Source organism: Pseudovibrio sp. SCP20, assembly GCF_057774105.1.
Genome location: NZ_JBYMDH010000003.1, coordinates 644354 through 669912 on the forward strand (window position 1 = coordinate 644354; position 25559 = coordinate 669912).

General features: G+C 50.9%; 24 protein-coding genes. All 24 read right to left on the reverse strand.

Annotated features, from left to right (window positions below; translation table 11 throughout):
* Window positions 1–23 precede the first annotated feature (23 nt).
* The 24 genes from AC3CB2_RS15490 to AC3CB2_RS15605 all read right to left on the reverse strand — a co-directional run bounded on the left by AC3CB2_RS15490 (window position 24) and on the right by AC3CB2_RS15605 (window position 25557).
* Window positions 24–2051, reverse strand: coding sequence for a TonB-dependent receptor plug domain-containing protein (locus AC3CB2_RS15490; RefSeq protein WP_352934025.1), 2028 nt, complete (start codon window positions 2049–2051; stop codon window positions 24–26).
* A gap of 324 nt (window positions 2052–2375) precedes the next feature.
* The gene (locus AC3CB2_RS15495) at window positions 2376–3020 is read right to left on the reverse strand and encodes a NapC/NirT family cytochrome c (RefSeq protein ID WP_008552814.1); all 645 of its coding nucleotides are present in this window, start codon (window positions 3018–3020) and stop codon (window positions 2376–2378) included.
* Window positions 3021–3047: 27 nt separating this feature from the next.
* Window positions 3048–3491 (reverse strand): nitrate reductase cytochrome c-type subunit, encoded by a 444-nt coding sequence (locus AC3CB2_RS15500; protein ID WP_208608778.1) that lies wholly within the window; start codon window positions 3489–3491, stop codon window positions 3048–3050.
* Entirely contained in the window at window positions 3488–4417 is a 930-nt protein-coding gene (napH, locus tag AC3CB2_RS15505) for a quinol dehydrogenase ferredoxin subunit NapH (RefSeq protein WP_352934027.1), read from the reverse strand. The genes AC3CB2_RS15500 and napH overlap by 4 nt, the downstream gene beginning before the upstream one ends.
* A complete protein-coding gene (gene napG / locus AC3CB2_RS15510) occupies window positions 4417–5214 on the reverse strand; it encodes a ferredoxin-type protein NapG (protein ID WP_352934029.1) in 798 nt (265 codons plus the stop codon). Before napG ends, napH begins: the two co-directional genes overlap by 1 nt.
* A gap of 32 nt (window positions 5215–5246) precedes the next feature.
* On the reverse strand, window positions 5247–7736 hold the full coding sequence (gene napA / locus AC3CB2_RS15515) for a nitrate reductase catalytic subunit NapA (protein WP_352934032.1): 2490 nt from the start codon (window positions 7734–7736) through the stop codon (window positions 5247–5249).
* A 13-nt stretch (window positions 7737–7749) separates the two neighbouring features.
* Window positions 7750–8010, reverse strand: a complete 261-nt coding sequence (locus AC3CB2_RS15520; RefSeq protein ID WP_352934033.1) for a chaperone NapD — start codon at window positions 8008–8010, stop codon at window positions 7750–7752.
* Window positions 8007–8513: a ferredoxin-type protein NapF gene (napF, locus tag AC3CB2_RS15525; RefSeq protein WP_352934034.1), complete on the reverse strand. Its 507-nt coding sequence runs from the start codon at window positions 8511–8513 to the stop codon at window positions 8007–8009. Before napF ends, AC3CB2_RS15520 begins: the two co-directional genes overlap by 4 nt.
* A gap of 460 nt (window positions 8514–8973) precedes the next feature.
* On the reverse strand, window positions 8974–10254 hold the full coding sequence (locus AC3CB2_RS15530; RefSeq protein ID WP_352934036.1) for a carbohydrate porin: 1281 nt from the start codon (window positions 10252–10254) through the stop codon (window positions 8974–8976).
* A 198-nt stretch (window positions 10255–10452) separates the two neighbouring features.
* Window positions 10453–10701 carry a hypothetical protein gene (locus tag AC3CB2_RS15535; protein ID WP_008552875.1) on the reverse strand — a complete coding sequence of 83 codons (249 nt, stop codon included), beginning with the start codon at window positions 10699–10701 and terminating at the stop codon, window positions 10453–10455.
* Window positions 10698–10889, reverse strand: coding sequence for a hypothetical protein (locus tag AC3CB2_RS15540; protein ID WP_037038177.1), 192 nt, complete (start codon window positions 10887–10889; stop codon window positions 10698–10700). Before AC3CB2_RS15540 ends, AC3CB2_RS15535 begins: the two co-directional genes overlap by 4 nt.
* Window positions 10890–10892: 3 nt before the next feature.
* Window positions 10893–12836: a nitric oxide reductase activation protein NorD gene (locus AC3CB2_RS15545; RefSeq protein ID WP_352934038.1), complete on the reverse strand. Its 1944-nt coding sequence runs from the start codon at window positions 12834–12836 to the stop codon at window positions 10893–10895.
* 5 nt (window positions 12837–12841) lie between these two features.
* A complete protein-coding gene (locus AC3CB2_RS15550) occupies window positions 12842–13639 on the reverse strand; it encodes a CbbQ/NirQ/NorQ/GpvN family protein (protein ID WP_008552880.1) in 798 nt (265 codons plus the stop codon).
* Complete coding sequence (locus AC3CB2_RS15555) at window positions 13639–15024, reverse strand: cbb3-type cytochrome c oxidase subunit I (RefSeq protein WP_008552859.1); 1386 nt, start codon at window positions 15022–15024, stop codon at window positions 13639–13641. The genes AC3CB2_RS15550 and AC3CB2_RS15555 overlap by 1 nt, the downstream gene beginning before the upstream one ends.
* 11 nt (window positions 15025–15035) lie before the next feature.
* On the reverse strand, window positions 15036–15488 hold the full coding sequence (locus AC3CB2_RS15560) for a c-type cytochrome (RefSeq protein WP_037038179.1): 453 nt from the start codon (window positions 15486–15488) through the stop codon (window positions 15036–15038).
* Window positions 15489–15677: 189 nt separating this feature from the next.
* Window positions 15678–16394, reverse strand: coding sequence for a Crp/Fnr family transcriptional regulator (locus tag AC3CB2_RS15565; RefSeq protein ID WP_008552895.1), 717 nt, complete (start codon window positions 16392–16394; stop codon window positions 15678–15680).
* Window positions 16395–16545: 151 nt separating this feature from the next.
* Window positions 16546–16902 carry a DUF2834 domain-containing protein gene (locus AC3CB2_RS15570; protein WP_352934041.1) on the reverse strand — a complete coding sequence of 119 codons (357 nt, stop codon included), beginning with the start codon at window positions 16900–16902 and terminating at the stop codon, window positions 16546–16548.
* A gap of 124 nt (window positions 16903–17026) precedes the next feature.
* A complete protein-coding gene (locus tag AC3CB2_RS15575; protein WP_352934043.1) occupies window positions 17027–17857 on the reverse strand; it encodes an ABC transporter ATP-binding protein in 831 nt (276 codons plus the stop codon).
* Window positions 17844–18704 (reverse strand): ABC transporter ATP-binding protein, encoded by an 861-nt coding sequence (locus tag AC3CB2_RS15580; RefSeq protein ID WP_352934044.1) that lies wholly within the window; start codon window positions 18702–18704, stop codon window positions 17844–17846. The genes AC3CB2_RS15575 and AC3CB2_RS15580 overlap by 14 nt, the downstream gene beginning before the upstream one ends.
* Window positions 18705–18715: 11 nt before the next feature.
* Window positions 18716–19657 (reverse strand): ABC transporter permease, encoded by a 942-nt coding sequence (locus tag AC3CB2_RS15585; protein WP_008552852.1) that lies wholly within the window; start codon window positions 19655–19657, stop codon window positions 18716–18718.
* Window positions 19654–20721, reverse strand: coding sequence for an ABC transporter permease (locus AC3CB2_RS15590; RefSeq protein ID WP_008552824.1), 1068 nt, complete (start codon window positions 20719–20721; stop codon window positions 19654–19656). The genes AC3CB2_RS15585 and AC3CB2_RS15590 overlap by 4 nt, the downstream gene beginning before the upstream one ends.
* Before the next feature lie 16 nt (window positions 20722–20737).
* The gene (locus tag AC3CB2_RS15595) at window positions 20738–22351 is read right to left on the reverse strand and encodes an ABC transporter substrate-binding protein (protein ID WP_054784611.1); all 1614 of its coding nucleotides are present in this window, start codon (window positions 22349–22351) and stop codon (window positions 20738–20740) included.
* 398 nt (window positions 22352–22749) lie between these two features.
* Window positions 22750–23877: an ABC transporter ATP-binding protein gene (locus AC3CB2_RS15600; RefSeq protein WP_352934047.1), complete on the reverse strand. Its 1128-nt coding sequence runs from the start codon at window positions 23875–23877 to the stop codon at window positions 22750–22752.
* A gap of 15 nt (window positions 23878–23892) precedes the next feature.
* The gene (locus AC3CB2_RS15605) at window positions 23893–25557 is read right to left on the reverse strand and encodes an alpha-glucosidase family protein (RefSeq protein WP_352934049.1); all 1665 of its coding nucleotides are present in this window, start codon (window positions 25555–25557) and stop codon (window positions 23893–23895) included.
* Window positions 25558–25559: the final 2 nt, after the last annotated feature.

Consider the following 25559-nt stretch of genomic DNA (forward strand, 5'->3'; position numbering starts at 1 on the left):
AATTACGACAGAGCTCAAAAGACTTAAAAGATCACACTTGCAGAAAGCTTGAAGGTCCGCCCTGGAGCAGTCAATTCATCCAGGGAAGGCTTATATTCAAGATCAAATATGTTCTCGACCGCAGCATTCACCTTCAACTTACGCTCCTCATCAAAGTCGTAAGAGAACCCACCGGCTAAGTTGAGAGTTGCGAAGCCCGCTTCTTCCTCAACTACACCACGCTCAAGCTTCGTATGCTTGCTTGCGAAGCGGGAATACAGATCAGCATAAGCTTGGACGCCATTGTTGAAGCTCCAGTCTTTCACTACACCCAAACGTCCAGAAACTAGTGGTGTATCAGTATGAAAGGTCGTGTGCTCAGGTGTCTTAAATTGACGCCGCATCACTGTCATGCTTGCGTAAGGTTTGAGAGCATATTCAGAAAAGTTGTAAGACCCGGAGACTTCTAAGCCCCACGTTTTAGCACTATCGATATTAACATAGAGATAGTCAGAACCTGTATCACAAACACTCGCGTGAACCGGATTTGACATGTTGCAACTTACGCTATCAATATAATCTTCTGCATCAGTATAGTATGCTCCAACATCAAGCGTGAACACTCCATTATCATAACGTGCACCAACTTCCGCCGTTACAGACTTTTCCGGTTTTAAGTCTAGATTTCCATGAATAACATTTGCCGGCGTAAAAATGCTGCCAATCGTATTTTGAACCAGCGTTGGATATACATATCCTTGACCTAAATGAGCACGCAACGATACGTTTTCGATACCGGTGTAATTTAAACCCAACGCACCGACAAACGCTTGATCTTTATCGTCAATATTCCCTGATGCCCCTTTGTTCTGCCGATTAACAAAGTAGTAGCGACCTCCACCCGTTAATGTCAGATCGTCGGAAACATCCCACTCATCTTGAACGAACGCAGATACAGTGGTTAGATCAGACTTATCCGCTTCAAACTTATTTAAAATTGGAATGCTGGCTCGACTATCAGTTTTCTTATCCAGATTGTCATTGGTGACTTGAAAACCAATTTTCGTCAAATGGTTCTCGAATAAAAGCAAATCAGCCTGTCCATTAAAACCAAAAGTTTGCAATGTACTGTCAATTTCATTGTTTTTTTCTGCGGGTGTACCAATGAAGAGATTATTGACTGCAACACGTTCGATCTGTTGAAAATATCCATCCAGATGCAAGTTTGAAATCGTTTCATTTACATCGGCAAAGTCATAAAAGATCCCAATCTTTGTGCGGTCTCGCTTGGGAAAATCAAAAGCCATCACTGGTTCTTCGGAGTAAAGTTCGCTTTCAAGCTCGTAGCGTTCTACCTTGAGGCTGAAATCGTGTTGATCCCCACTGTACCCAAGATAAGCTGTCAAGCTTTGCTCATCAGAACCACTCGGCTCCAAAGTACCGGAAGGCGTTTGCAAATCCCCGGCTTTAGCCTTACGTCCAGAAACGCGATAATCCCACCTATCTACAGTTCCAGAAGCAGATGTAAACGCTGTAAAACCATCATTTGATGAATCAAAACTAGTACCAACTTCAATCTCAACTGGCCTATCAGCACCTTTCTTAGTGATGATATTTACCACACCACCAATGGCCTTCGAGCCGTGTAGAACAGACCCCGGCCCCTTAACAACCTCAACACGTTCGATGTCCTCGGGCGCGATAAGGAATAGCGGCCCATAAGAAGAATGGTCGGAAATTTCCTGCCCATCAATCAATACTACATTCCGAATTGCCTCCTCTCCACGGATGCTAATTCGCTTCATTCCTTGAGTACCACTATCAACGATTTTAATCCCCGGCACATCTCGAAGAACTTCAGTCACACTATCGGCAACAGCACGCTCGATCTGCACGCTATCAACGACAGCGACGGAGCGTGTGACCTCGTCTAGGCTTTGTTCACCGCGGGCAGCGGTTACGACGATCGGACCGAGCTCTTCTGGCTCTTTCTGTTCTTGAGAATATGCACCGGATTGCAGTGCGAGATAGCAGATTCCGGTCATCAAGCCGGAGACAAAACCCTTGGACATCCCTACACCCTTTAATATGAGTTAATGACTCATATTATTGAGTAGAGATATCTATCAATGTAAAAATGATCATTCGAAAATAAATATGAATATAAGACTCATGTTTGTGTCATTTTGATCACATCCAACATAACTGCTCCCCTTCTCCTTTGATTTGGATCAAGCGAACACATCCATGCTGCGCTCCCTTCCTGTACTTCTGCAGCCACTCACAAAAGCTGATTCGCTCATCTCACAGTGCATGAGACAAAGAAAACCCACCCTCATGGTTGATTGAAGGTGGGTTCTGCCAATTGTCTTGTCTGACGTCAGCAAATGCGATGTTTAGTCGTAAACAGCTGAAACCTTCTCTTTGTAAGCTTCCAGAGCGTTTGCTGGCAGGCTGTGTGCGATGCCCTGGTGACAATCAATACAAGTCTTGCCTTCCTTGAATGCATCAGAGTGAGCAGCGGATGCGCGGCCTTCTTGAAGAACAAAGTCCATAGAATCGAACTCGTGACAGTTGCGGCATTCGCGGCTGTCTGTCTTCTTCATTGCAGTCCATACGTTGGTTGCTAACTCAAGACGTTTCTCTTCAAACTTCGCAGGGGTATCAATGGAACCCAAAGCTTTGTGATAAAGCTCTCTGGTTGCCTGCACCTTCCGAACCACCTTATGCACCCACTCTTTAGGCACATGGCAGTCAGGACAGGTTGCCCGTACGCCTGAAGCATTGTTGTAGTGCGCTGTCTCAGTGTATTCCGCGTAGACGTTTGCTTCCATCTCATGACAGCCAATGCAGAACTCTTCTGTATTGGTCATTTCCATAGACCAGTTGAAGCTACCCCAAAAAGCCACACCAACAACGACACCAATCAGCAACAGAGCACCTGCAGAAATCGTCGCAGCAGGATGCCTCAGAAAACGCCAGATCCGTTTGATCAGGCCAGGCCCCTGATCTTTATTGGGAATTGCGCCTTGATTGCTCATATTTAGTTCCTCCAGTCAGAGTGCCATCTAGCGTTTGCTTGACGGAGTAAATTCATTCTCCACGAGCGGCTCAGCTTCGACCTGAGGAACATGGCATTGCGTGCAGAACCAGCGTGTACCAGCAACCTGATCCAGCTGACGCCCTTCACGGTCCGCATAGTGTGTCATGGAAAGGGTCGGTGCTTTTTTCTCACCTGCATTTGCCCAGTCATGGCAAGTCAGGCACTGGTTCACCTTCAGGTCCACCTGATAGGCTTCAGTCTTGTGCGGCACCAATGGTGGCTGCTGACGAAACTCGCGGTTCACCCGGGTGTTTTGAGGACGAGCAATCGGTTCTACGAACACGGGCTCATCGACCTGTACACCCCGCAAGGACTTTACCCCCTCGGCATGTGCGTTCAAGGCAGCAAAGCCGGTAAGGTTCAAAACCGCCATAATGGTGATAGCCTTCCAAGGCACTCCCGTTTTCATTTGTGACCTCCCATAGCTTTGGTCGCGACCGGATCGCGGGGGCCCGGTTCGATTGAAGTAGGTTGAATAAGTTGAGTATCGAAACGATGGGTGAAACTGAAAACGTCCAGATCGCATACGTCGATACAGCGACCACAAGACGTACAGTCCCGATTTTGAATGAGCGGGGTATCATCCCCTTTGCCTCGCAGAGCTGGCGAGATCACATGGTTCTCAGGGCAAACCTCAAAGCAGTCCATGCAGTCATCACAAGCTTCGCGGTTCTTGGCAGAGACCCGCAGCAAGCTCTTAGTGTTGAGCAGTCCATACACTGCACCCATAGGGCACAGATGTCCGCACCAGCCATGCCGGGAGACGAAAGTGTCAAACAGAAACACCATCAGCACCGCAGCCCAGGCGAAGCCCATGCCAAACACCAGCCCACGGTGTAGCAAGGTGACTGGATTGACCAGCTCGTAAGCCAGAGAACCAGATCCGGCAGCGACAAGCAGCGTCATCGCCAGAACCCAGTAGCGGGTGTGCTTTTTCGGTTGCCATCCCTTTTTCAGATCAAGCTTACGATGCAGCCAGTTTGCACTGTCAGTCACCACATTCATGGGACAAACCCATGAGCAGTAAAGCCGACCACCAAACACAGCGTAGGAAACAATCACAATGGCCAGACCAATCAAACCGGTCAGCTCAGGCCAGTGTCCCGTCACCATTGTCTGCAACAGCAAAAACGGGTCTGACAGCGGAAGGATGTTCAGCGTCATGCTGGACGTCAGCGTTCCTTTGACAATCCAGATCCCGGCCCAGGGACCAGCAAGGAAAAGAGCCAGAACCAGCAACTGAGTGCTTCGTCTAAGCAGCAGAAAGCGGTTACGCAGAACCCAACTCCGCTTCTTTTCCTTAAGGCTTTGGGCGTCTAATGCATGCGTAGTCATCACTGCCCCTTCCCTGGCTGGAACACGGGCTTGAAGGCACCTGCATCCGGCACACGATCCGGCAGATCGATCACACCTGGCACCAACGCATTTCCTGCCTTGGCTTTTTCCTCCCAACCAAGCCGGTAGTGCTCTGCACTCTCAGCTCTGGCAATGCGGCGAGGAAGAACCTTGATCGCAGACTCTGGCAGAACACACGCCTTCTCACATTTGCCGCAGCCTGTGCAGGTATCTGCATAGACAGTTGGCGAGAAGACAGCATGGCTGCCCGTTCGCGTGTTTGGCGTCATCTCAAGTTTGATCGCTTCATCAATCAGCGGACAAACCCGATAGCAAACGTCACAGCGCAAACCGAGGAAGTTGAGGCAGTTCTCCTGATCGATCAGGACAGCCACACCCATATCAGCATCATCAATGTCGGTGAGAGAATGATCCAGTGCCCCTGTTGGACAGGCAGCAACACAAGGAATGTCCTCACACATCTCACAAGGCACATCACGAGCTGTAAAGTATGGTGTTCCGGTTGCCGGGCCAGTTTCACCAAGCTCGGCGAGCTTCAAAGTGTCATAAGGACAGTCACGAACACACAGTCCACACCGCACACATGCACTCAAAAACTCTTCTTCAGTAAGAGCCCCGGGCGGTCTGATGGCGTCGGCAGGCAAAGCCTTGGCCTGCGCCTGATAGACCGTCAGGAACGTCGCAGCAACAGCACAGCCACACGCCGTGCGGGCTGCGTCGCCAAGAAACTGACGACGCTTTGCACTGCTGAGGCCTGTCTTTTTGAGATCAGACATGGTTCTTATCCATTGCTGCTCAGAGGGTTGCTCTAAGCGCTTTCGACTTTACAAGCGCACTTCTTGAAATCCGTCTCTTTGGAAATCGGACAAGTGGCATCAAGGGTGAGTTTGTTGGTCAGCTGACTTGCATCGAAGAAAGCCATGTAGACCAAGCCCTTAGGCACCTTGTTACGACCACGGGTTTCAACGCGTGTCTGCACTTCACCACGACGGGTTGATACAGTGACCTCTTGCCCTCTGCGTAGACCACGCTCACGTGCATCTTGCGGATGCATGAACACGACACCGGCAGGGAATGCTCTGTGCAGCTCAGGAACACGACGGGTCATAGAACCTGTGTGCCAATGCTCAAGAACACGACCAGTGCACAGCCAGAGATCAAAGTCTTTGTCAGGCATTTCTGCAGGCGGCTCGTAAGGAGCAAAGATGATGTTCGCACGACCATCTGGCTTTCCGTAGAAGCGGACGCCCTCTCCTTTTGGAACGTAAGGATCGTAGCCTTCACGGAAGCGGTAGAGTGTTTCCTTGCCATCAACCACTGGCCAACGCAGGCCGCGAGCCTTGTGATAGGTGTCAAAGTCAGCCAGATCGTGCGCATGACCGCGACCGAACTGAGCGTACTCTTCAAACAGACCCTTCTGAACGTAGAAGCCAAAGTCTTCAGACTCGTGGTTGTTGAAGCCTTCTTTCACTTCAGAAACAGGGAACTTGTCGACCACACCATTGGCGAAGAGAACTTCAAACAGTGTCTTGCCGCGTAATTCTGGCTTCTTGGCAAGAAGTTCTTCAGGCCAGACTTCTTCTGTCTTGAAGTACTTGGAGAACTCCATAACCTGCCAGACATCTGACATAGCTTCACCCGGAGCCTTCACCTGCTGACGCCAGAACTGAGTACGACGTTCTGCGTTGCCGTAAGCACCTTCTTTTTCTGCCCACATAGCGGTTGGCAGAATAAGATCAGCAGCCATTGCAGTAACGGTTGGATACGGATCAGACACCACGATAAAGTTGTCTGGGTTCCGATAACCCGGCCAGCCTTCCTCGTTCATGTTTGGAGCAGCTTGCAGGTTGTTGGTGCACTGAACCCAATAGGCATTCAGCTTGCCATCTTTAAGCATCCGGTGATGCAGAACGGCGTGGTAACCAGGCTTACCAGGGATCGTACCTTCAGGAATGCCCCAAGCCTTTTCACAGATCTCGCGGTGCTTAGGATTCTTAACCACCATGTCCGCAGGCAGACGGTGCGCAAAGGTGCCAACCTCACGGGCAGTACCACAAGCTGATGGCTGACCAGTCAGAGAGAATGGACCATTGCCTGGCTCGGAGATCTTACCTGTCAGCAGGTGCACGTTATAGCAAAGGCTGTTGACCCATGTACCACGTGAGTGCTGGTTGAAGCCCATAGTCCAGAGAGACATAACCTTCCGGTTTGGATCAGCATATGCCTGTGCCAGTTTCAGGAGTTTCTCCGCAGGTACACCGGACATTTCCTCTGCATACTCAAGCGTATACTTGGAAACGAGCTGCTTATACTCTTCAAAGTCGATCTTGGAGATCTTGCCGGAACCAGCATTCTCAGCACTTGTCTCACGCTCGTCATTTGGACGCAGACCATAACCAATATCTGTCGCAGTCTTGGTGATGTTGACGTGCTTGTTCACGAAGTCCCAGTTCACCGCATCATTCTCGATGATGTAGTTGGCGATGAAGTTGAGGATCACCAGATCGGTCTGTGGTGTGAACACCATACCGTTGTCGGCAAGCTCGAAGCTGCGATGTTCGAAGGTGGAAAGAACATGCACTTCACAGCCAGGCTTTGTCAGACGTGTGTCTGTCAGGCGTGACCAGAGAATTGGGTGCATCTCTGCCATGTTCGCGCCCCACAGCACAAACGTGTCAGCAAGTTCCAGATCATCATAGCAGCCCATTGGCTCATCAATACCGAATGTACGGATGAACGCTGCCACAGCAGACGCCATACAGTGGCGCGCATTTGGATCGATGTTATTGGAACGCAGACCCGCCTTCATAAACTTGGAGGCAGCATAACCTTCCCAGATGGTCCACTGACCAGAGCCAAACATACCAACCGCAGACGGACCAGTCTTCTTGATCGCGTCCTTGAACTTGCCAGACATAACGGTGAAGGCTTCATCCCAGGAAACAGGCTCAAACTCACCATTCTTGTCGTAAACGCCACCGGTCTTACGCAGAAGCGGTGTTCTCAGGCGATCCTGACCATACATGATCTTGGAGAGGAAATAGCCTTTGATGCAGTTCAGGCCGCGATTTACAGGCGCGTCAGGATCACCCTGAGTTGCCACAACGCGATCATCCTTCACACCAACAAGGAGTGAACAGCCTGTACCGCAGAAGCGGCAGACAGCCTTATCCCAGCGGATGTCGGAGGCTTTTCCCTGAGCCTCGGCGGACTTTGGTAGAGCGATGCCAGCTGCAGAAGCAGTTGCTGCAACCGCTGCTGACTTAATTATATCTCTGCGAGATGCCGTGATTGACATGGTTTGCCTCCCGTTAGGCCGCCTTCAAGTCAGGGTCGGTGTTTGGTTCGAATTGATGGTAAGTAAGTCCTGCAGACACAACGCCCGGGGTCCGGTGGAGCTCCATCACTTGCTGATCAGCAAATGTCTCATCCGTGTCTTCCACTGTGACGACGAGCTGCCTTGTATCTTCATTGGTGATATGAACTTCCACGCCCAGAAGGGCTGTGATTGCTTCGGAAACCTCTTGGGTCTTGCCCGGCTCGCAGGTCACAAGAACGCCGCAAATGTTCATAGAACCTCCTCTTGGAGTTTAATTTCACGCATTTCGATGGATCCATTGGGACAGGCAACAAGGCAGGCACCACAGCCGGTACAGGCTTCACTGTCCAAATCAGGAATTTGCTGGCCACCAAGGCCAAGATGAAACCGGATTGCCCTCATCTCACAAAAGTCTGCGCAGGATCGGCACGCGATCTTTTGAAAAGAGAGGCAGTTGGAACCGATGGTAGCTTTCATCGCCCAGGGAGCCTCATCAGTCTTGACCAACGCTCCCTCCTTGCAGGCGTCGACACATTCCTCACAAAACGTGCAGGATCCCATGCCGAAATCGACAACAGCCAATCTGCTCCGTTCAGAAATGAGAAGGATCTTTTCAGGGCACGCGGAAACACAATCGCCGCAACCGGTGCAAGCATCCGAAAATTTATCTATGCTAATACTGTAGGGCGGACACGGTTTATCCTCCGCATACTTGGATATACCAAGAAAACGCCGCCTCTCCATCTGCGCTTGCATGATAGAATCAACTTCTCAACTGAACTGAGAAAAATATATCAACGAGATTACTTTTTCATTTTGATTGCAATCAATTTGAAAGCTTGAGAAATACTAGTACTGAAAACTCAAGATTTAAAATTAACTTGAGTTTACATCTCACACTTCCGTGATGATTTAGCTTTCGTCCATATTTCAAATTACATCAAACCAAACTAATTTAGAGAATTCTGATGTAGAGTCAGTACGTTCCGCTCGATAAGATAAAATCAGCACTTGAATACCTATGTTTTAAAGCTGAAATTTTGTACTGCTTCGCTACGGAGCCGTCCCCCATGCAGAACAGCTATCCGAGCCGCAAAAACTCTAAGTTTACAGTGGATTTCCGCGTATTTTTTCTTCCGTAAATCTACATGTTTTATGCAACTGATTTGCACTATCAGATACGGCCAAATCACGCTCAAAATCACAGGGAAATTACTTAGAAATCGACAGACATTTCGAGGCCAACAACCCACGCATCAGAGATGTTTGTCTGCCCATTTGGGTTCACAACATACTGGCCATCCACCGTCGTATAGAACCACTGATTAAACTGAAAACGATGGTTCAGTTCGAAAACGAGTTCGAAGGTCTGACCGGGCAAGTCCTCGCTATAGATGCCTAAGTAAAAAGCACCTGCCGTGATGTCGTTATCACGGCTATCAAACAACCCTTTGTAATAGGCACCACCACTCACTCCATACGGGAAACTATTGATGCTCTGACGCGGGGCCAACGTAAACACACCCCAGATGTTAAGTCCCTGATCCGCTTGCTCTTCATAGACCATTTGGTTGGCGATGAAGTAGAGCCCCCAGTTCCCCTCAATGATGTCATCTGGATCTACAAAACTGGTGTAGTCACTGGTATCATAGTACCCACCAATCATGTAGCGTCCGGGTAGATACGGACCATTACTTTCCTGGCCAACAAGCAACCCGCCTTCAGCAATAGCCAGCACGCCATCTTCGGGATTGAACTTGAAGTTCAGCCCTTGCGTGTCATTGTCCTGAGCATTCACATCAGCATTATAAGCGGCAACCGAAAGATACAGGAACTCCTCCGGTTTAACCGTTCCTCGCACACCCCACTGGCTGAAGGGCGGCGTCGTAAAAGATGGTACGTTTTCAAGCAACTGAGCCGGGTTGCCGTTGACGGCGGTGTTCACATAAAGCGGGAATGCTTCACTGAAGGCAAAGTCAGTACCAGCCGACAATCTGCCAAGCGCAATCTCAATCCGATCATTGGCCAATGTCTGCAGAAAGTTCATCTGCGAAATGCCAAACACATCGCCGATGAAGATCTGCGCCACATCGAAAAAGTTATTGATGTCTTCACCGGAAAGGTCACGCCCGAGACCTTGGTACAAACCCAAGCTAAAACTGGTTCCGTTAAATCCCAACAATGTCTCAAGATCAAAATCAACACTGGCATCAAGCGCCCCTGCATAAGCCAAAGATTGCCGCTCGCCACCAACCGGATTTGCCATGATGTCATGCGTATAGTTCAGCTCTGGATCAATGCCCATGTTATTGAGCTTGGTGCGATATCCGCCCCAGTCTCCAGTCGCGGTTTCCCAGCTGTTCCAGTCTAAAGGCCAACGGCTTGATTGAGCAGAAGCCTCTCCCCCAAATCCCGAGCAGAGCCCAAAGCATGCTGCTGTCAGCCAGCAACACCACCTCAGTTCCAGCAAAAATGTACGGGCAGAAAACGCTCGCAACTGCTGCCTCTCTCGATCAGAAGTCCAGGCCAGAAGGAACGCAAAACAACTCCAGCAAATCAACACTATGCTGGCACAATAATCAGCAGTCCTGAATTGACAGAATTGTCAATCAGATCAATGCAGTGACCACTTCTCACAAAAAAAGCGCGACCTGAAGAGGCCGCGCTGAGATTCAACCTTCACTGAACTGTTCGATCAGTCCAGCAATCCGTCCGATTTATCCATCAGGTATCGGATATGCTTCGCGAAGGGATATGCAAATGGATAGCCGAACACAACACCTCCAGCCATCGCGAGATAGGGCGACATGACTGGCAGCCCAACCCATGAAAAGATCAGCGACAGAAAGAAGAGGTTGATGCCAACCGCTCCAATACCCAACGGGTAAAGATAGAGCGCCAGCCTTCTTACGCTGATGCGATTGCGGAGTTCGTCTTCAGTCATCTGCCTTTAACGACCCTGTGAACGACATAAAGTGAAACAACAAGCATAACTGTTGCCAGCAAAAACCAGAGTTCAGCAGTCGCACTTTGCGGCTGTGGCACAGGGCGCTGATACCCGGAAACCGCCGACATTGCGGACAAAGGCAGCAGACCCGCCATAAAGCCCATAACCATATAGAAAAGCTTCATAATCTAATACTCCCTTGTCAGGCTTCTGTAGATATCAGGTAGCGCGCGAGTAAGACGCTCCGGATTTGGGAACAATGTATAACCACCCTTGCCGAAGATCCGGGCAAACCAGTCCTGCCCATCCTCATCAACAATCACACCATGAACTGCCATGCCTTGACGACGCGCTTCACGAACAGCCATGTAACTGTCTTCAATGCCGTGAATGCCCTCATAGTGATCCAAGTCGTTTGGCTTTCCGTCTGTTAGTACAAGCAAAAGCTTCCGCTGTGTTTGCTGCAAGGCAAGCTGCGCGGTTGTATGCCGGATCGCAGCACCCAGACGGGTGTAATAACAAGGCTTGAGCCCGCCAATCTTCGCAATCACCTCGTCAGTCATCTGCTCATCGAAGCCTTTGGCTTTGTTCATGAAAACGCGGTCTCGTTTCAAGGACGAGAAGCCCCAGACGCCGAGATGATCACCACTTGCATCGATACCGCCAGACAATGCAGCCAGAGCAGCCCCAGCAATTTCGATCACGCTGGAATCGCCAACCGCACTCTCAGTGGAGCGGGATGTATCAAGCAACATCGCAACAGAAAGATCACGCTCGACAGCGCGGGCATCCTGGAAGATCCGATCGGACGCATACCCGGATGCCTTCAGATCAACTTGCGCTGTAACCAACGCATCTAGATCCAGTTCAGAACCTTCCGCCTGACGCATCTGCATGATCCGCTTCGGACGTAAAGCTTCAAACTGGCGTTTCACCTGCCGGATACGGCGTCTGTGATAGGCATCTGTCAGCAGCACGCTCTCGTAATCAGGCTCGGCGTCTTTCTCAAGAACGCGGCAATGATCTTCTAGGAACTTACGCTGGCGATGATCCCATTCAGGATAAGTGTATTTGTCGGAAAGGCGTTCGTGGTCCGCATCTTCCGGAGACAGATCCAGATGCAAACGCAAACGCGTCGCGGCTTTCCGCTGATTTTTGGAAAGGCTGATGTAGTCCTGATCATCAGCTGCTTTCTGCGCATTTTCCTCTTCATCATCGTCAGTACTACGATTGAGGTTCATGCTTTCTACCCAGGAGAGGATCGCCTCAAACCGGTGCAGAATAAAACTGTCTTTTCGATCCGCCTGCTCACGCTTCTCGCGCTTCGCTTTGCGTTTCGATGTCGCGTTGGCACCTTGCGGTGTTGGCGGAGCTTGCTCATCCGAGCGCTCTTCACCCCGTTCACCGTTGACCAACTCACTGGAAACCCAGATCGGCACAGGCGCAAAAGTGCAATATCCACGTGGAGCCTGCAGCTTCCAACGCTCATCAACACATTCCATCGCCTTGCGAATAGTTGCACTTGTGCTGGTCACCGCACGCGGTCCACCAAGCAGTTCCAGAACAATAGCTTCAACCGCAGCTTCCCATTCAGGAAGACTTGGACGCTTACGAGTTTGCAACAAGAACTCGCAGGATTCACGGAAGAACTTCTGCAGGCCACTGCACTTTTCCCAAACACGCTCAATAGCTTGCTTGGCCAAAGCCAACGCCTGAACATCCGCCTGCAATGGATCTTCCGGCATTTTCTGAACATCACAGTTGGCCGCAAAAGCAGCAAGCCAGATGTAATGCGCGCGGTTCATCTCCGCACTTGGGAAAACACCGAGAACCGGCGGAAGTCTTAAACGCTCACCATCAAACTCGGAGAGAAAAATAGTCTCAGCCGCGTTACCCAGTTTGCGTTTGACGGGCATACGGTAGGTTGAAGCGGTCGCCGGAGCTTGACTGATCTCGACTTTCGCTTCACCACCTAACCCGCGAAACACCACTTGCACGGAGGTACGAAGCTTAGCCAGCTCGACCTCCATATCTTCGTAGTGCACTGGAGCACCCAGGCTTGAAGCATAATCATGCCACAGATTACCTACGGCTTCTTCAGGCTCTAAAAACTCCAGTATTTGCTCTTTCATCAGGCTCACCCGTAAACAACTGCGATCAAATCACGAAGCGCAACCTGAACATCAGGTTCATCACTCAGCGGTTCAACAACAGAGTATTGCAGTGCTTTGTCGACTGGCATACCACCAGCAATCAGGGATGCTGCATAGATCAGCAAGCGGGTTGAAACACCCTCTTCCAGATCCAGGCTGGAAAGACCACGGATATGGCCGGCGAGACGAACCAGGTTCTTGGTACGCTCAACATCAAGTCCGCTTTCTTTAGCAACAACCTGAATTTCAGTTTCCGCATCAGGGAAATCGAAGGTGGTTGAGAGGAAGCGCTGCCGTGTGGAAGGCTTCATCTGCTTCAGAACGTTCTGATAGCCGGGGTTATAGCTGGCAACGAGCATAAAGTTCGGAGGAGCTTGCAGCTCTTCGCCAGTTCTCTCAATGATGAGACGACGACGGTTATCGGTCAGCGGGTGCAGAACAACCGCAACGTCTTTCCGTGCTTCGATCACTTCATCAAGATAGCAGATCGCACCTTCACGAACAGCGCGGGTCAGCGGGCCATCAACCCACTCAGTCACGCCGCCTTTAAGCAGGTAACGACCAATCAGGTCTGCTGCGGAAAGATCATCGTGGCAAGCCACGGTGTAGATCGGGCGACCCAGCTTCGCGGCCATGTGTTCCACGAAGCGGGTTTTGCCGCAGCCCGTCGGCCCCTTCAAAAGAAGGGGCAGACCTTTGTTAAAAGCCGTTTCAAATAATGCACATTCATCGGCGATTGGCTGATAATAGGGCACATCAAAAACGTGGTTCTGTACAGTCATTAACGACCACCTTCCAGAACTGCTTGGGCTTCAGGGTTGCTTCCGGTTACTGGTTTGGAACCAGATGTCTCGGTGAACAGTTCCTTCCGTGGTACGAGCACGGAGTAGATGAACAGGATTGCACCGAGTACAACAGCTGCACCAGCACCGAAGCGCATGATGTAGAACACTGTCAGCTGATCCTGAACGGTCATGAAGTCTTCACCAACAACACGCTGCATGTGTGTCTGGATGGTACCAGCAAATGTCAGCACGAAGGTCATGAAGGACATACCACCGGTCATGAGCCAGAAGCTGCCCATGTTGATAACCTGGTTGTATGGGTTACGACCCTTCAGCATTGGCATTGCGTAGGTGAATACTGCAAGGTTCAGAGCAACGTATGCGCCGAAGAAGGCAAGGTGACCATGCGCTGCAGTGATCTGAGTACCGTGTGAGTAGAAGTTCACACCGTGCAGAGTATGCAGGAAGCCCCATACGCCAGCGCCGAAGAACGCAACAGTTGCGGAACCGAGAGACCACAGCAGAGCTGCTTTGTTTGGATGGTTCTTACGACCCTTCCAGACCATGACGAAGGAGAAGGTCATCATCAGGAAGAATGGAATAACTTCCAGAGTTGAGAAGATGGAACCAATCCACTGCCAGTAGCCAGGCAAGCCAATCCAGTAGTAGTGGTGGCCTGTACCAAGAATACCAGAGAACAGAGCGGTTGCTACGATGATGTAGAGCCACTTCTCGATAACTTCGCGGTCAACACCGGTGAGTTTCAGCATCAGGAAGCCAAGGATGGAAGCCATCACGAGTTCCCAGGTACCTTCCACCCAAAGGTGAACAACATACCACCAGTACATTTTGTCCAGGCTGAGGTTTGCAGGATTGTAGAATGCAAACAGCCATAGCAGGGAAAGAGCCCACAGACCGATCACCAGGATGTTGGTGATTGCAGTCTTACGACCTTTCAGCACAGTCATGGAGATGTTGAACAGGAAGATCAGTGCAGCAACAAGAATGCCGACTTTAACCCAGAGCGGCTGCTCAAGGAACTCGCGACCTTCGTGAATGCCGAAGATATAGCTGACAACAGCACCCAGAGTACCGACAACCAGAATAAGCAACTGGATGTAAGCGAGTTTCACGGAATGGATTTCCCGCTCACTCTCTTCAGGAATGATGAAGTAAGCAGCACCGAAGAAGCCGAGCAGAAGCCAGACGACCAGCGCGTTGGTGTGCAACATGCGAACGATGTTGAACGGCAGCAACTCCGAAAGGAAGTTAGGTGAAACGTAAATCCAGCCGCCGATCAAACCGACGAGAACCTGGATTGCAAATAGTCCAAGCGCAGCTACGAAGTAAGCATACGCAACTTTTTGAGAACTGTATTTCATAATACCACCCCTTAACCAGCGTCGTTCGGTGGCCAGTCTTGCGTGTTGGTCTTATCAGCCCAACGCAAGAATTCTGAGAGGCCGCGGACTTCTTCTTCTGTCAGCTTGAAGTATGGCATCTGACGACGCCCTTCGATGCCGCTAGGTTGAGATTCCATCCATGAGCCAAGAGTTTCAGCAGCATCATCTGGATCATCCAGAACACCCCAACGTGTCATCACGTTGCCGACTTCTGGTGCAAAGTAAGCACCTTCACCATGCAGTGTGTGACAGTTGATGCAGGAATGCTTTTCCCAAACGTGCTTACCAAGGACGACTTCGTCCGTAAGCGGAGCCTTAGCAGTCGATTCATTCACGACGTAAAGGTGGCTGTCGATTGAGAGCACGGCAAATATGCCTATGAAGAATAAGGATCCCCCATAAAAAATATTTCGTGCCCGCGATTTTGTAAGGAATTCTGACATCTACGGAATCCTATCGTGGTTACGGTCCCGAAGATGATAAAATTGACGCCAGTGGCGAAGTTTGTGCTAGAACAACCTATTCGGTAATTACCGGATATGTAAGAAATAATTTAAATAAAACAATGAGATACAAAATCGAGAATACTGGTACTTATGCCTAGTACCACACGCGTGAGTACCCCACTCGGCTTAGGAGTCGCCCATAGGGTCCAAATCAGCCAGAGTCTTCAGCTTGCCGAGGTCTGTCACAACAACCTTTTTACGACCGCTGGTCACAATTCCCTGCTTCTCCCAAGCACTTAGCAAACGACTCACGGTGTAGAGTGTTGTGCCTGTCATCTCGGAGATATTCTGGCGGGTAAGCGGAAAATCGATTTCCATGCCCTCTTCCGTGTCACGATGGCTTTGAATAGCCAAACGCAGAAGTGCACGAGCAACACGCTGCTCAACCTGCTGGGTCGCCAGCTCCAGAATGTGATTGTTAGCCTCTGAGATGCGCTCACCGACGGTTTTGTAGGTCTCCGTGGCAAAGCCATCATACTTCGCAACAAACGTCTGCCAGAGGTTTGTAGGCCAGAACAGCACAAGGCAATCATCAATCGCGACAGCACTTGCCGGATAAGTCGTGCGCCCGATTGCAGGCGCGATGCCCATCAGCTCGCCGCTGACGATGTGGCGTGCAATCACCTGATCACCAGCTGCGGTGGTGCGAATAACCCGCACATGGCCATCGAGAAGCAGAAAGAACCGCTCTGCTGGCTCATGTTCTTCAAAGATAGCTTGACCCGCACTGAAACGCTTTGGCGTTGCTGCGTCCAAAATCTCTCTAATATCAACGCGTTCCAGTTTGCGGAACGGAGGAATATGCGAAATAAGATTTTCGTCAAGACTTCTCAAAGAAGACACCGTAGATAAATTAGAAAACACCCAAGCTAATCTGCGAGTGTTTCAGCTCGTGTACTCGTAGGATTAAGCGGCTTGTTTATAGCAGAAAACATTAAGAAATTCACAGTGAACTCATTGGCGTAGTCTATTTTCTGCACATGAGTTCCAACTATCATATACGCGCTACGTTTTTTCCGCTAACCGCGCCTGTTTTCGATGTTTTTTCAACGTGTAATTCCCGCAGCAGCAAGAACAATGGCAGGCCGAGTGACACACCAACGGTGAACACAGAAAGAATCGGTAGCCAAAGAAACTTCATTCCAAGTCGTTGCCCTTCGGCAAAGATGAAGCCTGTCAAAACCACCGCAGAAACCACAACATCCAGCCAGGCAAAAGCAGAAATCTCACCTGCAAAAGCCTCCGCTAAAAGCCGTGGTAAATCCAGGCCATTTTCAAGCAGCCATGGCATAAATGCCCCGTAGGGCAGCAGAAATCCTAAAATACAAAGAACACCATAAAAGTATTTCATCTGCGGCTCCGCAGCTCATAATCTCAAAAGCAATAGGGCGATCCTAGTAAAGTTCTTGGCCCAAAACAACAAAAGCCCCACCAGGATGGCAGGGCTTTCGTAAATCGTCTAACTCATTGACAGGTCAGCTGTCTCCAAAGAACTCAGCATCATATCCCATAGAGGCCTTCAGCAGTTCCTGAGTGTAGGCAGTCTCTGGTTTGGATTGGCGCATAGCCTCAACATCCATCACCTCAACCACTCCACCATGCTGCATAACCGCGATCTCATCACACATATGAGCCACCACAGCCAGATCATGCGTCACCATCACATAGGTGAGGTTATGCTCTTTGCGCAGATCCGCAAACAGGTTCAAGATCTCCGCCTGCACGGACACGTCCAACGCTGAGGTTGGTTCATCCAACAACAGGATCTCCGGTTCAAGCATCAAAGCCCGTGCAACCGCCACACGTTGCCGCTGACCACCAGAAAGCTGATGCGGATAACGGAAGCGGAAATCAGCTCCAAGCCCCACATCATCCAATGCACGAAGCACACGACCGTCAATATCGTCAAACCCATGTAATTTCAGTGGTTCTGACAAAACTCGGTCAACTGTATGGCGTGGATGCAGCGATGCGTAAGGGTCCTGAAAGACCATCTGAATCTTGCGAGCAAAGGCCTTGTCACGCTTATGAGAGACAGGGGCTCCGTCAATATCAATCTCACCGTCCCAGCTCTCAACCAGTCCGCACACAGCGCGCAGAACAGTTGATTTACCTGAGCCAGATTCACCAACGATACCGAAGCTACCACCCTGCTGAACCTTGAGGCTCACATTCTTGACGGCCTGAAAACGATCCGGGCCATCACCGAAGTAAACGTTCAGACTCTTGATTTCGAGGCGCGCATCATTCGTTGCTTCCGCAACCCATGGCTTACGTTCCATCACAGCACTATCAGACCCTTGCATCGACACTGGCCTCCTGCTTCCAACTGTCCTGACGCTGCAGCGCTTCAAGACGTCCCTTAGGCTCCTCAATACGCGGCAAGGCGTTCAGCAGCCCACGAGTATAAGGGTGCGTCGCTTTATGCAGCTCACTGGCCTTACAGGTCTCAACAATACGGCCTGCATACATGATGATGATGCGGTCACAGAAAGAAGAGACAAGGTTCAGGTCGTGACTGATAAAGATCAGCCCCATACCGCGCTCCTGCACCAGCTTGTCCATAATCGCCAGCACCTTCATCTGAACGGTCACGTCCAGCGCTGAAGTCGGCTCATCAGCAATCAGCAGTTTGGGATCAGTGATCAGCATCATCGCGATCATCACACGCTGGCCCATACCGCCGGAGAGCTCATGTGGGTAGCTGTCAAACACACGCTCGGGATTACGGATCTGCACCGCTTCCAGCATCTCCAGAGCGCCCTGACGGGCTTCACGGCGCGATGCCTTGGTGTGCAGGCGCAAAGCCTCACAAATCTGCTTACCAACAGTGTGAACCGGGTTCAGCGAGAACTTCGGATCCTGCATCACCATGGAAATCTGGTGTCCACGGATCTTGCGCATCTGCTTCTCAGAATAGTCCAGCAGGTTCTCACCGTTGAACAGGATGGATTTAGCCTCCATCTGCCCCGGAGAGCGGATCAGACGCAGAATACAGCGGCCAGTCATGGACTTACCAGAACCACTCTCACCCACAATTCCAACGCGCTCACGCCCGATAGAGAACGAAATCCCCCGCACAGCATCAACGGTACCATTGCGGGTTGGGAAGCGAACCCAAAGGTCCTCAACGCTTAAAAGCGTATCACTCATGGTCCTCTCCCTCAGCTCTGGCTTTTCTTCGGATCAAGAATATCGCGCAGACCATCACCCAGCAGGTTGAAGCCCAAAGACACGATAAAGATCGCCATACCCGGCATGGCAGCAACCCACCACTGGTCCAGAACAAACTTACGGCCAGCAGAGATCATCGCACCCCACTCTGGCTCTGGCGGTTGAGCACCAAGACCAAGGAAGCCAAGACCAGCAGCCGTCAGAATGATCCCAGCCATATCCAGTGTCACACGCACGATGATGGAGGACAAACACAGCGGCCACACATGACCCACGATGATGTGCATGACACCCGCACCTTGCAGACGCACAGCACTGATGTAATCTGCATTACGAATGGTCAGAGTTTCAGCACGTGCAATACGGGCGTAAGGAGGCCAGGCTGTCAGGCTGATCGCGATAATGGCACTCTCAATACCTGCACCAATCGCAGCAACAAACGCCAGCGCCAAAACAAGGCGCGGGAAGGCAAGGAAGATGTCCACCAAGCGCATCAGCACCTGATCAACCCAACCACCCAGATAACCAGCCACTGTACCAATCAGCAAACCGAAGACCGGTGCGGTGAAGGCAACAATGCCGACAATCAAGAGAGTGATACGGGAGCCATAAACAAGCCGGCTGTAAATGTCGCGACCCAGCTCATCAGTACCCAGCAAATACCCATCTGTCCCCGGTGACAGCAGGCGTTTACTCAAGTCCTGCGCATTCGGTTCAGCGGTCGCCAGCAGCGGCGCAAAGACAGCCATCAACACCAGACCAAGAATGATCAGGAAACCAAGGAAAGCGAGTTTGTTTTCATAGAGTTTCAACCACCCCAGATACAGCTGCACAGCACGCGCATGACCGCGCGATTCAGGTGCATCAGAGGTGAGCCATGCCTTCAAACCAGTCTTCTCAGGCACATTTGATTTTACAGGTGCTGTTGTCATCGTGCCCTCGGATCCACCACTTTGTACATAAAGTCAGAGAAGAGGTTGAGACCCACAAAGATCGCACCAACCACAACCGTTCCACCCAGTACCGCGTTCATATCCGCAGAAAGCAGAGCGTTGGTGATGTAGTTGCCCAGCCCCGGCCAGGAGAAGATGATCTCAGTCAGCACAGACCCTTCCAGCAGGTTCGCATAGGAGAGCGCGATCACAGTAATCAGCGGTATCATCACGTTCGGCAAAGCATGACGCCAGATCACAGCAGTCTCAGAAACACCCTTCACGCGCGCAGTAGTAATGTACTCCTGAGAGAACTGCTCAAGCATGAAAGAGCGGGTCATGCGTGAAATGTAGGCGATGGAATAATAACCAAGAATGCTGGCTGGCAGGATGATGTGGCTCACCGCATTCCAGAAGATCTCGATCTCACCAGCAAGCAGGCTATCGATCAGGATCATCCCTGATACGACAGGAACAATATCTTCATAGTAGATATCAATACGGCCTGGGCCACCAACCCAACCAAGAATGCCGTAGAAAATCAGCAGGCCCATCAGGCCGAACCAGAAAATCGGCATGGAGTAGCCAAACAATCCAACAAGGCGGATCAGCTGGTCAGGCCACCGGCCTTCATTCACAGCTGCAATCACACCCATCGGCACGCCAAGGCCCACACCGGCAATCGTCGCCAGGGTTGCAAGCTCAAGGGTTGCCGGGAATACACGGGCAACGTCTTCAACTACGGGCCGCGCTGTCAGCGTCGACATCCCGAAGTCACCCATAGCCACCTGTTTCAGGAACAGCCAGAACTGCACAATCAGCGGCTGATCAAGACCCATGGCCTTGTAGGCTGCCTCATAAATTTCTTGGGAAGCACGCTCACCGACAACCGCAAGAACCGGGTCGACGGGCATAACGCGCGCAATGATAAAGGTTACGAAAAGCAGCCCCACCATGGTGAGGGTGATGGAGAAAAGGCCAGCGATCAAACCTTTCAAAATCTTGTAGAGCGGCGAGGAAGTCCCTCGCCGCGCCACAGTCGCTGTAGAGTCAGCGATGCTCATTTTGTATCAGCCAATCTTATTTTTTAACAGGCCAGTAGAATACGCTTGTGATCGCGCCACCCGGATTGAAGCCAGATACGTTTGCACGCATGGAGTTCTGTTCGATTTTCTGGAACATAACTGCAAATGGAGCTTCTTTCTGGAAGGTCTTCTGAGCTTCAACGTACATGCGAGCACGCTTCTCACGGTCACTTTCCTGCACAGCCAGATCAGTCAGAACTGTCAGGTCTTTTGCTGGGTAAGCGTTACGCCATGCCAGTTTACCTGTCAGTTTTGCTTCATCGCGGTTGTCAGGGTTGTTCGCGAAGGTGTCAGCGTTTGTGTGTGGATCTGGATAGTCCGGACCCCATGCACCTACGTAGATCTGGAAGTCACGAGCACGGTAACGACCGAGGATCTGTTTACCGGTACCGGTAGAGATCTTCGCGTTGATGCCAGCCTGACCGAAGGTGTTCTGCAGGCTCTGAGCAATTTCGAGACGCTCAGTTGCGTTACGAACGATGAACTCAACGTCGAAGCCATCAGCATAACCAGCTTCATCCAGCAGAGCTTTCGCTTTTTCAACGTTCAGGGAGTAAGGAGTGTCTTTCAACTCACCCATGTAGGTCTGTGGCAGGAACGCCTGCTGAATGGTGTACTGACCTTTCAGGAAGGAACCGGTCATACCTTTATAGTCAACAAGGTACTTCAGAGCTTCCGCAACCTTCGGATGGGACAGAGCCTTATCTTTCTGGTTGAAGGAGATGTACATCAGACGACCACGAAGAGTGTCCTCAACCTTGAGGTCTTCGTTGGTGGAGATGGATGCAATGTCTTCTGGAGATAGGTGACGCGCAATATCAACGTCGCCTTTTTCCAGCATCAGACGCTGAGAAGCAGATTCCATCACGTGACGCACGATAACGCGCTTCATCGCAACTTCACCACGCCAGTAACCTGGAACAGCTGTCAGAGAGTAAGACTCATTTGGCTTCCAGTTCTGCAGCTTGAATGCGCCAGAACCAGCAGAGTTAGTTTTCAGCCAGCCGTTACCCCAGTCACCGTCAACTTCGTTGGACTTAACCAGCTCAGAGTCAACGATGGAAGCGATTGCAGCGGTGAAGCAGTTCAGCACGAAAGAAGGAGCGTACTTCTTGTCAGTGGTGATCTGGAACGTGTTCGCATCAACAGCCTTGATGGTGTCATTCATGTTCTCAGCGGTGAAACCGAACTGAGTAAGAATGAAGGAAGGTGTCTTTTTCAGAGCAACTGCACGGCGGATACTGAATTCAGCGTCCTTTGCAGTTACAGGGTTGCCGGAATGGAACTTGATGCCTTCACGCATTTTGAAGGTAAAGGTCTTGCCATCCTCGGAGATCTCCCAGCTCTCAGCCAGACCTGGGCCATAACCTTTAGAAAGGTCGGATGGGTCCAGCATAACCAGCTTGTCGTAGATGTTGTTCGCCATGTCTGTGCCGGAGAACTCAAACATCTCTTGCGGGTCAAGAGAGATGAGGTCGTCGATACGGCCAGCAATGATGAGCATGTTAGGTGGTGTTGCAGCACCTGCCTCAGTGATGATAGCGCCGGAAATTGGCATCGCCACGCTTGCAGCAAGCGCGAGCGAGAGAAGACTACGCTTAAATTGCATTTAAAAATGCTCCCCTATTTATAAAAGGCCTTCGCATCGTTGGACTGGCAAAGGCAAAAAGAATTGTAATCGCGCATAAGTGCAATCACTGATTAAATTCTTTCATTTTTTAGGAAAGGGAACAAGTACCCTTGGTTGAGCTCAGCCCAAGAATACCATGCAGGAGCTCAATCTTCGCTTGATCCTGAAAGACTAACCTTGCGGTTTCTGCCAGTAATCCAACCTCCCCTAACGGAGTAGTCAATTGGTATGATCAGACCTGATTCAGCCTAAAAAAATCAGCTATTTAATCGTTTTAAGGATGCGCTGGCGACTCCCCAAACGACAAGTGCCGCACACAAGGTGCGGCACTGGAACAAAATGCCAAATTGGACTGAGCCTGTGAGAAATTTTATTTATCAAACACTCTCAAGAGTTGCGGCCTTTTCTTGCTGACCTAACGTCCCCAATTTAGAAATCGCGAATCCGTCACCGCCAAACACGTGCGCATGGCCGCATTCCAGCTTCACCTGACAGCTCTCGCCAGCCTTTGCCTGCGCATCGCCCTTACCCTGAACGGTCACCAGTGAACCATCCGTCAGGCGCACATGCAGGAAGTGGCTCTCACCAAGCTCTTCGATGACTTCCACCTTACCGGCCAGCTCACCTTCGCCGCCGCTCACCATATGCTCGGGACGAATGCCGAACTCCACCTTATCGCCAATAGCAACAGAGGACGGGTCAACAGCAACCGTCACCGGTGCGGAGCCAACAACAGACAGCTCAACACCGTCTTCAGAAACACCAGTCACCTGAGCCTCAATGAAATTCATCTTTGGCGATCCAATGAAGCCAGCCACGAACTTGTTGCGCGGGCGGTGATACAGCTCAAGCGGGCTACCAACCTGCTCAATGCGGCCCGCATTCAGCACCACAATTCGGTCAGCAAGCGTCATTGCTTCCACCTGGTCGTGGGTCACGTACACCATGGTGGCATCCATGTCCTGATGCAGCTTGGCAATCTCGATACGCATCTGCACACGCAGCGCCGCATCAAGGTTGGACAGCGGCTCATCAAACAGGAAGACCTTAGGATTACGAACAATCGCACGGCCAATCGCCACACGCTGACGCTGACCACCAGAGAGCTGCTTCGGCTTACGTTCCAGCAACGGAGTCAGCTCAAGAATACGAGCTGCCTCCATCACCTTCTCTTTGATATCCTCTTTAGAATGCTTGGAGAGCTCAAGGCCAAACGCCATATTCTCATAAACACTCATGTGCGGATAAAGAGCATAGCTCTGGAACACCATGGCAATCTTGCGTTCCTTTGGAGTGCGCTGGTTCACCAGGTCTCCATCAATGAACATTTCACCATCAGTAATATCTTCAAGTCCGGCGATCAGGCGCAGCAAAGTCGACTTACCGCAGCCGGATGGTCCGACAAACACGATCAGTTCACGATCTTTGATCTGCAAATCAACGCCGTGGATGATGCGGGTTGACCCGAAGTCCTTGACGATACCCTTAAGTGTTACATCTGCCATGGTGTTGCCCTCAGCTTAGTTCTTTGAGATTTGCAAGTAAGCCACTTGCCATGCAGGCAGGTTGAGTGCCTCGCCGTCCATTTCCGCACTAAATCCATGCCCCTCCAGCAACACAGCAGAGCTGTAAGCTCCCAGAGCAACACGCATATCATCATTTGTCAGGTTGAAGACGCAGAGAACTTTCTCACCTTCATGCTCACGCTCAAACGCCAGCACATCTTCACCCAGATCAACAAAGTCCAGAGAGCCCTTCTGCAGAACCTTCTGGTCCTTGCGCCAATGCAGATACTTTGCAGTCCGACGCATTGGAGAAACCTCATCGCCCACCTGAGCTTCGGCACTGTGATCCAGATGATCCTGCGCCATTGGCAGCCAAGGCTTGCCAGAGGTGAAACCACCATCCTTGGACCAGGCAATCGGCGTACGGCAACCATCACGACCCTTATACTCAGGCCAGAACTCAATGCCATACGGATCCTGCAGATCTTCAAAAGCAACATCAGCCTCTTTGAAGCCGAGCTCCTCACCCTGATAGATGCAAGGGCTACCACGCAAAGACGCACTCAGAGCCAACAGAGCCGGTGTTGCCACCTGAGGATCAACATCCTCTGGCAAACGAGAGCCCATGCGCTTCACATCATGGTTGGACATCGCCCAGCTTGGCCAGCCCTCAGTCACGATGTTCTGCAGGTTGGTCACGCGCTCACGCACGTACTTCGCGGTTGGCGTATTGGAAAGCAGATCGAAGCTGTAAGCCATGTGCAGACGACCATCACCCGAGGTGTACTGCTTCATGATCTCGCTGGCTTCATGCCCCGCACCGATCTCACCAACTGTAGTGGTGTTCGGGAACTCGTTCATCACCTCACGCAAACGCTCAAGGAACTTCAGGTTCTCAGGCTGAGACTTGTCGAACTTGTGATCCTGGAACGCATAAGGATTCACGCCGGTCACATCCGCAAGGCTATCTGGATCCGGATAAGGTGGGTTATCACGCAGTTGCTTGTCGTGAACGTAGAAGTTCACGGTATCAAGACGGAACCCATCAACACCCAGCTTCAGCCAGAAGCGCGCTGCATCCAGAACAGCCTGCTGCACTTCTTCGCAATGGAAGTTCAGATCCGGCTGAGAGCGCAGGAAGTTGTGCAGGTAATACTGACAACGACGGCTATCCCACTGCCATGCAGAACCACCAAAGATGGACAGCCAGTTGTTTGGCGGAGACCCATCAGCCTTCGGATCAGCCCACACATACCAGTCAGACTTGCTGTTGGTTTTATTGCTGCGGCTTTCAACAAACCATTCATGCTGATCAGAGGTGTGCGAGATCACCAGATCGATCAGCACACGAATGCCCTTGCCATGCGCTTTGGCAATCAGCTCTTTAAAGTCGTCCAGAGAGCCGAACATTGGATCAACGTCTTCATAATCAGAAACGTCATAGCCAAAGTCATCCATCGGCGACTTCATGAAAGGCGAAATCCAGATCGCATCAGCACCAAGATCAGAGATGTAATCCAGCTTCTCGGTAATTCCTGGAAGGTCACCAATGCCATCACCGTTGCTATCAGCGAAAGACCGCGGATAGATTTGATAAATGACTGCGCCCCGCCACCAATCCGGATCGTTCGCCAGAACTCGATGGCTTGTATTTTCGTTTATTGGGGTAGAGAGGTTCATTC

Coding starts and splice junctions, on each gene's coding strand:
- AC3CB2_RS15570 (WP_352934041.1), bottom strand. CDS start 16,902: ATGAAATACTTTTATGGTGTTCTTTGTATTTTAGGATTTCTGCTGCCC.
- AC3CB2_RS15560 (WP_037038179.1), bottom strand. CDS start 15,488: ATGTCAGAATTCCTTACAAAATCGCGGGCACGAAATATTTTTTATGGG.
- AC3CB2_RS15500 (WP_208608778.1), bottom strand. CDS start 3,491: ATGAAAACGGGAGTGCCTTGGAAGGCTATCACCATTATGGCGGTTTTG.
- AC3CB2_RS15580 (WP_352934044.1), bottom strand. CDS start 18,704: ATGAGTGATACGCTTTTAAGCGTTGAGGACCTTTGGGTTCGCTTCCCA.
- napG (WP_352934029.1), bottom strand. CDS start 5,214: ATGTCTGATCTCAAAAAGACAGGCCTCAGCAGTGCAAAGCGTCGTCAG.
- AC3CB2_RS15535 (WP_008552875.1), bottom strand. CDS start 10,701: ATGACTGAAGACGAACTCCGCAATCGCATCAGCGTAAGAAGGCTGGCG.
- AC3CB2_RS15550 (WP_008552880.1), bottom strand. CDS start 13,639: ATGACTGTACAGAACCACGTTTTTGATGTGCCCTATTATCAGCCAATC.
- napH (WP_352934027.1), bottom strand. CDS start 4,417: ATGACTACGCATGCATTAGACGCCCAAAGCCTTAAGGAAAAGAAGCGG.
- AC3CB2_RS15575 (WP_352934043.1), bottom strand. CDS start 17,857: ATGCAAGGGTCTGATAGTGCTGTGATGGAACGTAAGCCATGGGTTGCG.
- AC3CB2_RS15605 (WP_352934049.1), bottom strand. CDS start 25,557: ATGAACCTCTCTACCCCAATAAACGAAAATACAAGCCATCGAGTTCTG.
- AC3CB2_RS15585 (WP_008552852.1), bottom strand. CDS start 19,657: ATGACAACAGCACCTGTAAAATCAAATGTGCCTGAGAAGACTGGTTTG.
- AC3CB2_RS15600 (WP_352934047.1), bottom strand. CDS start 23,877: ATGGCAGATGTAACACTTAAGGGTATCGTCAAGGACTTCGGGTCAACC.
- AC3CB2_RS15495 (WP_008552814.1), bottom strand. CDS start 3,020: ATGAGCAATCAAGGCGCAATTCCCAATAAAGATCAGGGGCCTGGCCTG.
- AC3CB2_RS15540 (WP_037038177.1), bottom strand. CDS start 10,889: ATGAAGCTTTTCTATATGGTTATGGGCTTTATGGCGGGTCTGCTGCCT.
- AC3CB2_RS15520 (WP_352934033.1), bottom strand. CDS start 8,010: ATGAACATTTGCGGCGTTCTTGTGACCTGCGAGCCGGGCAAGACCCAA.
- napA (WP_352934032.1), bottom strand. CDS start 7,736: ATGTCAATCACGGCATCTCGCAGAGATATAATTAAGTCAGCAGCGGTT.
- AC3CB2_RS15595 (WP_054784611.1), bottom strand. CDS start 22,351: ATGCAATTTAAGCGTAGTCTTCTCTCGCTCGCGCTTGCTGCAAGCGTG.
- napF (WP_352934034.1), bottom strand. CDS start 8,513: ATGCAAGCGCAGATGGAGAGGCGGCGTTTTCTTGGTATATCCAAGTAT.
- AC3CB2_RS15490 (WP_352934025.1), bottom strand. CDS start 2,051: ATGTCCAAGGGTTTTGTCTCCGGCTTGATGACCGGAATCTGCTATCTC.
- AC3CB2_RS15555 (WP_008552859.1), bottom strand. CDS start 15,024: ATGAAATACAGTTCTCAAAAAGTTGCGTATGCTTACTTCGTAGCTGCG.
- AC3CB2_RS15590 (WP_008552824.1), bottom strand. CDS start 20,721: ATGAGCATCGCTGACTCTACAGCGACTGTGGCGCGGCGAGGGACTTCC.
- AC3CB2_RS15545 (WP_352934038.1), bottom strand. CDS start 12,836: ATGAAAGAGCAAATACTGGAGTTTTTAGAGCCTGAAGAAGCCGTAGGT.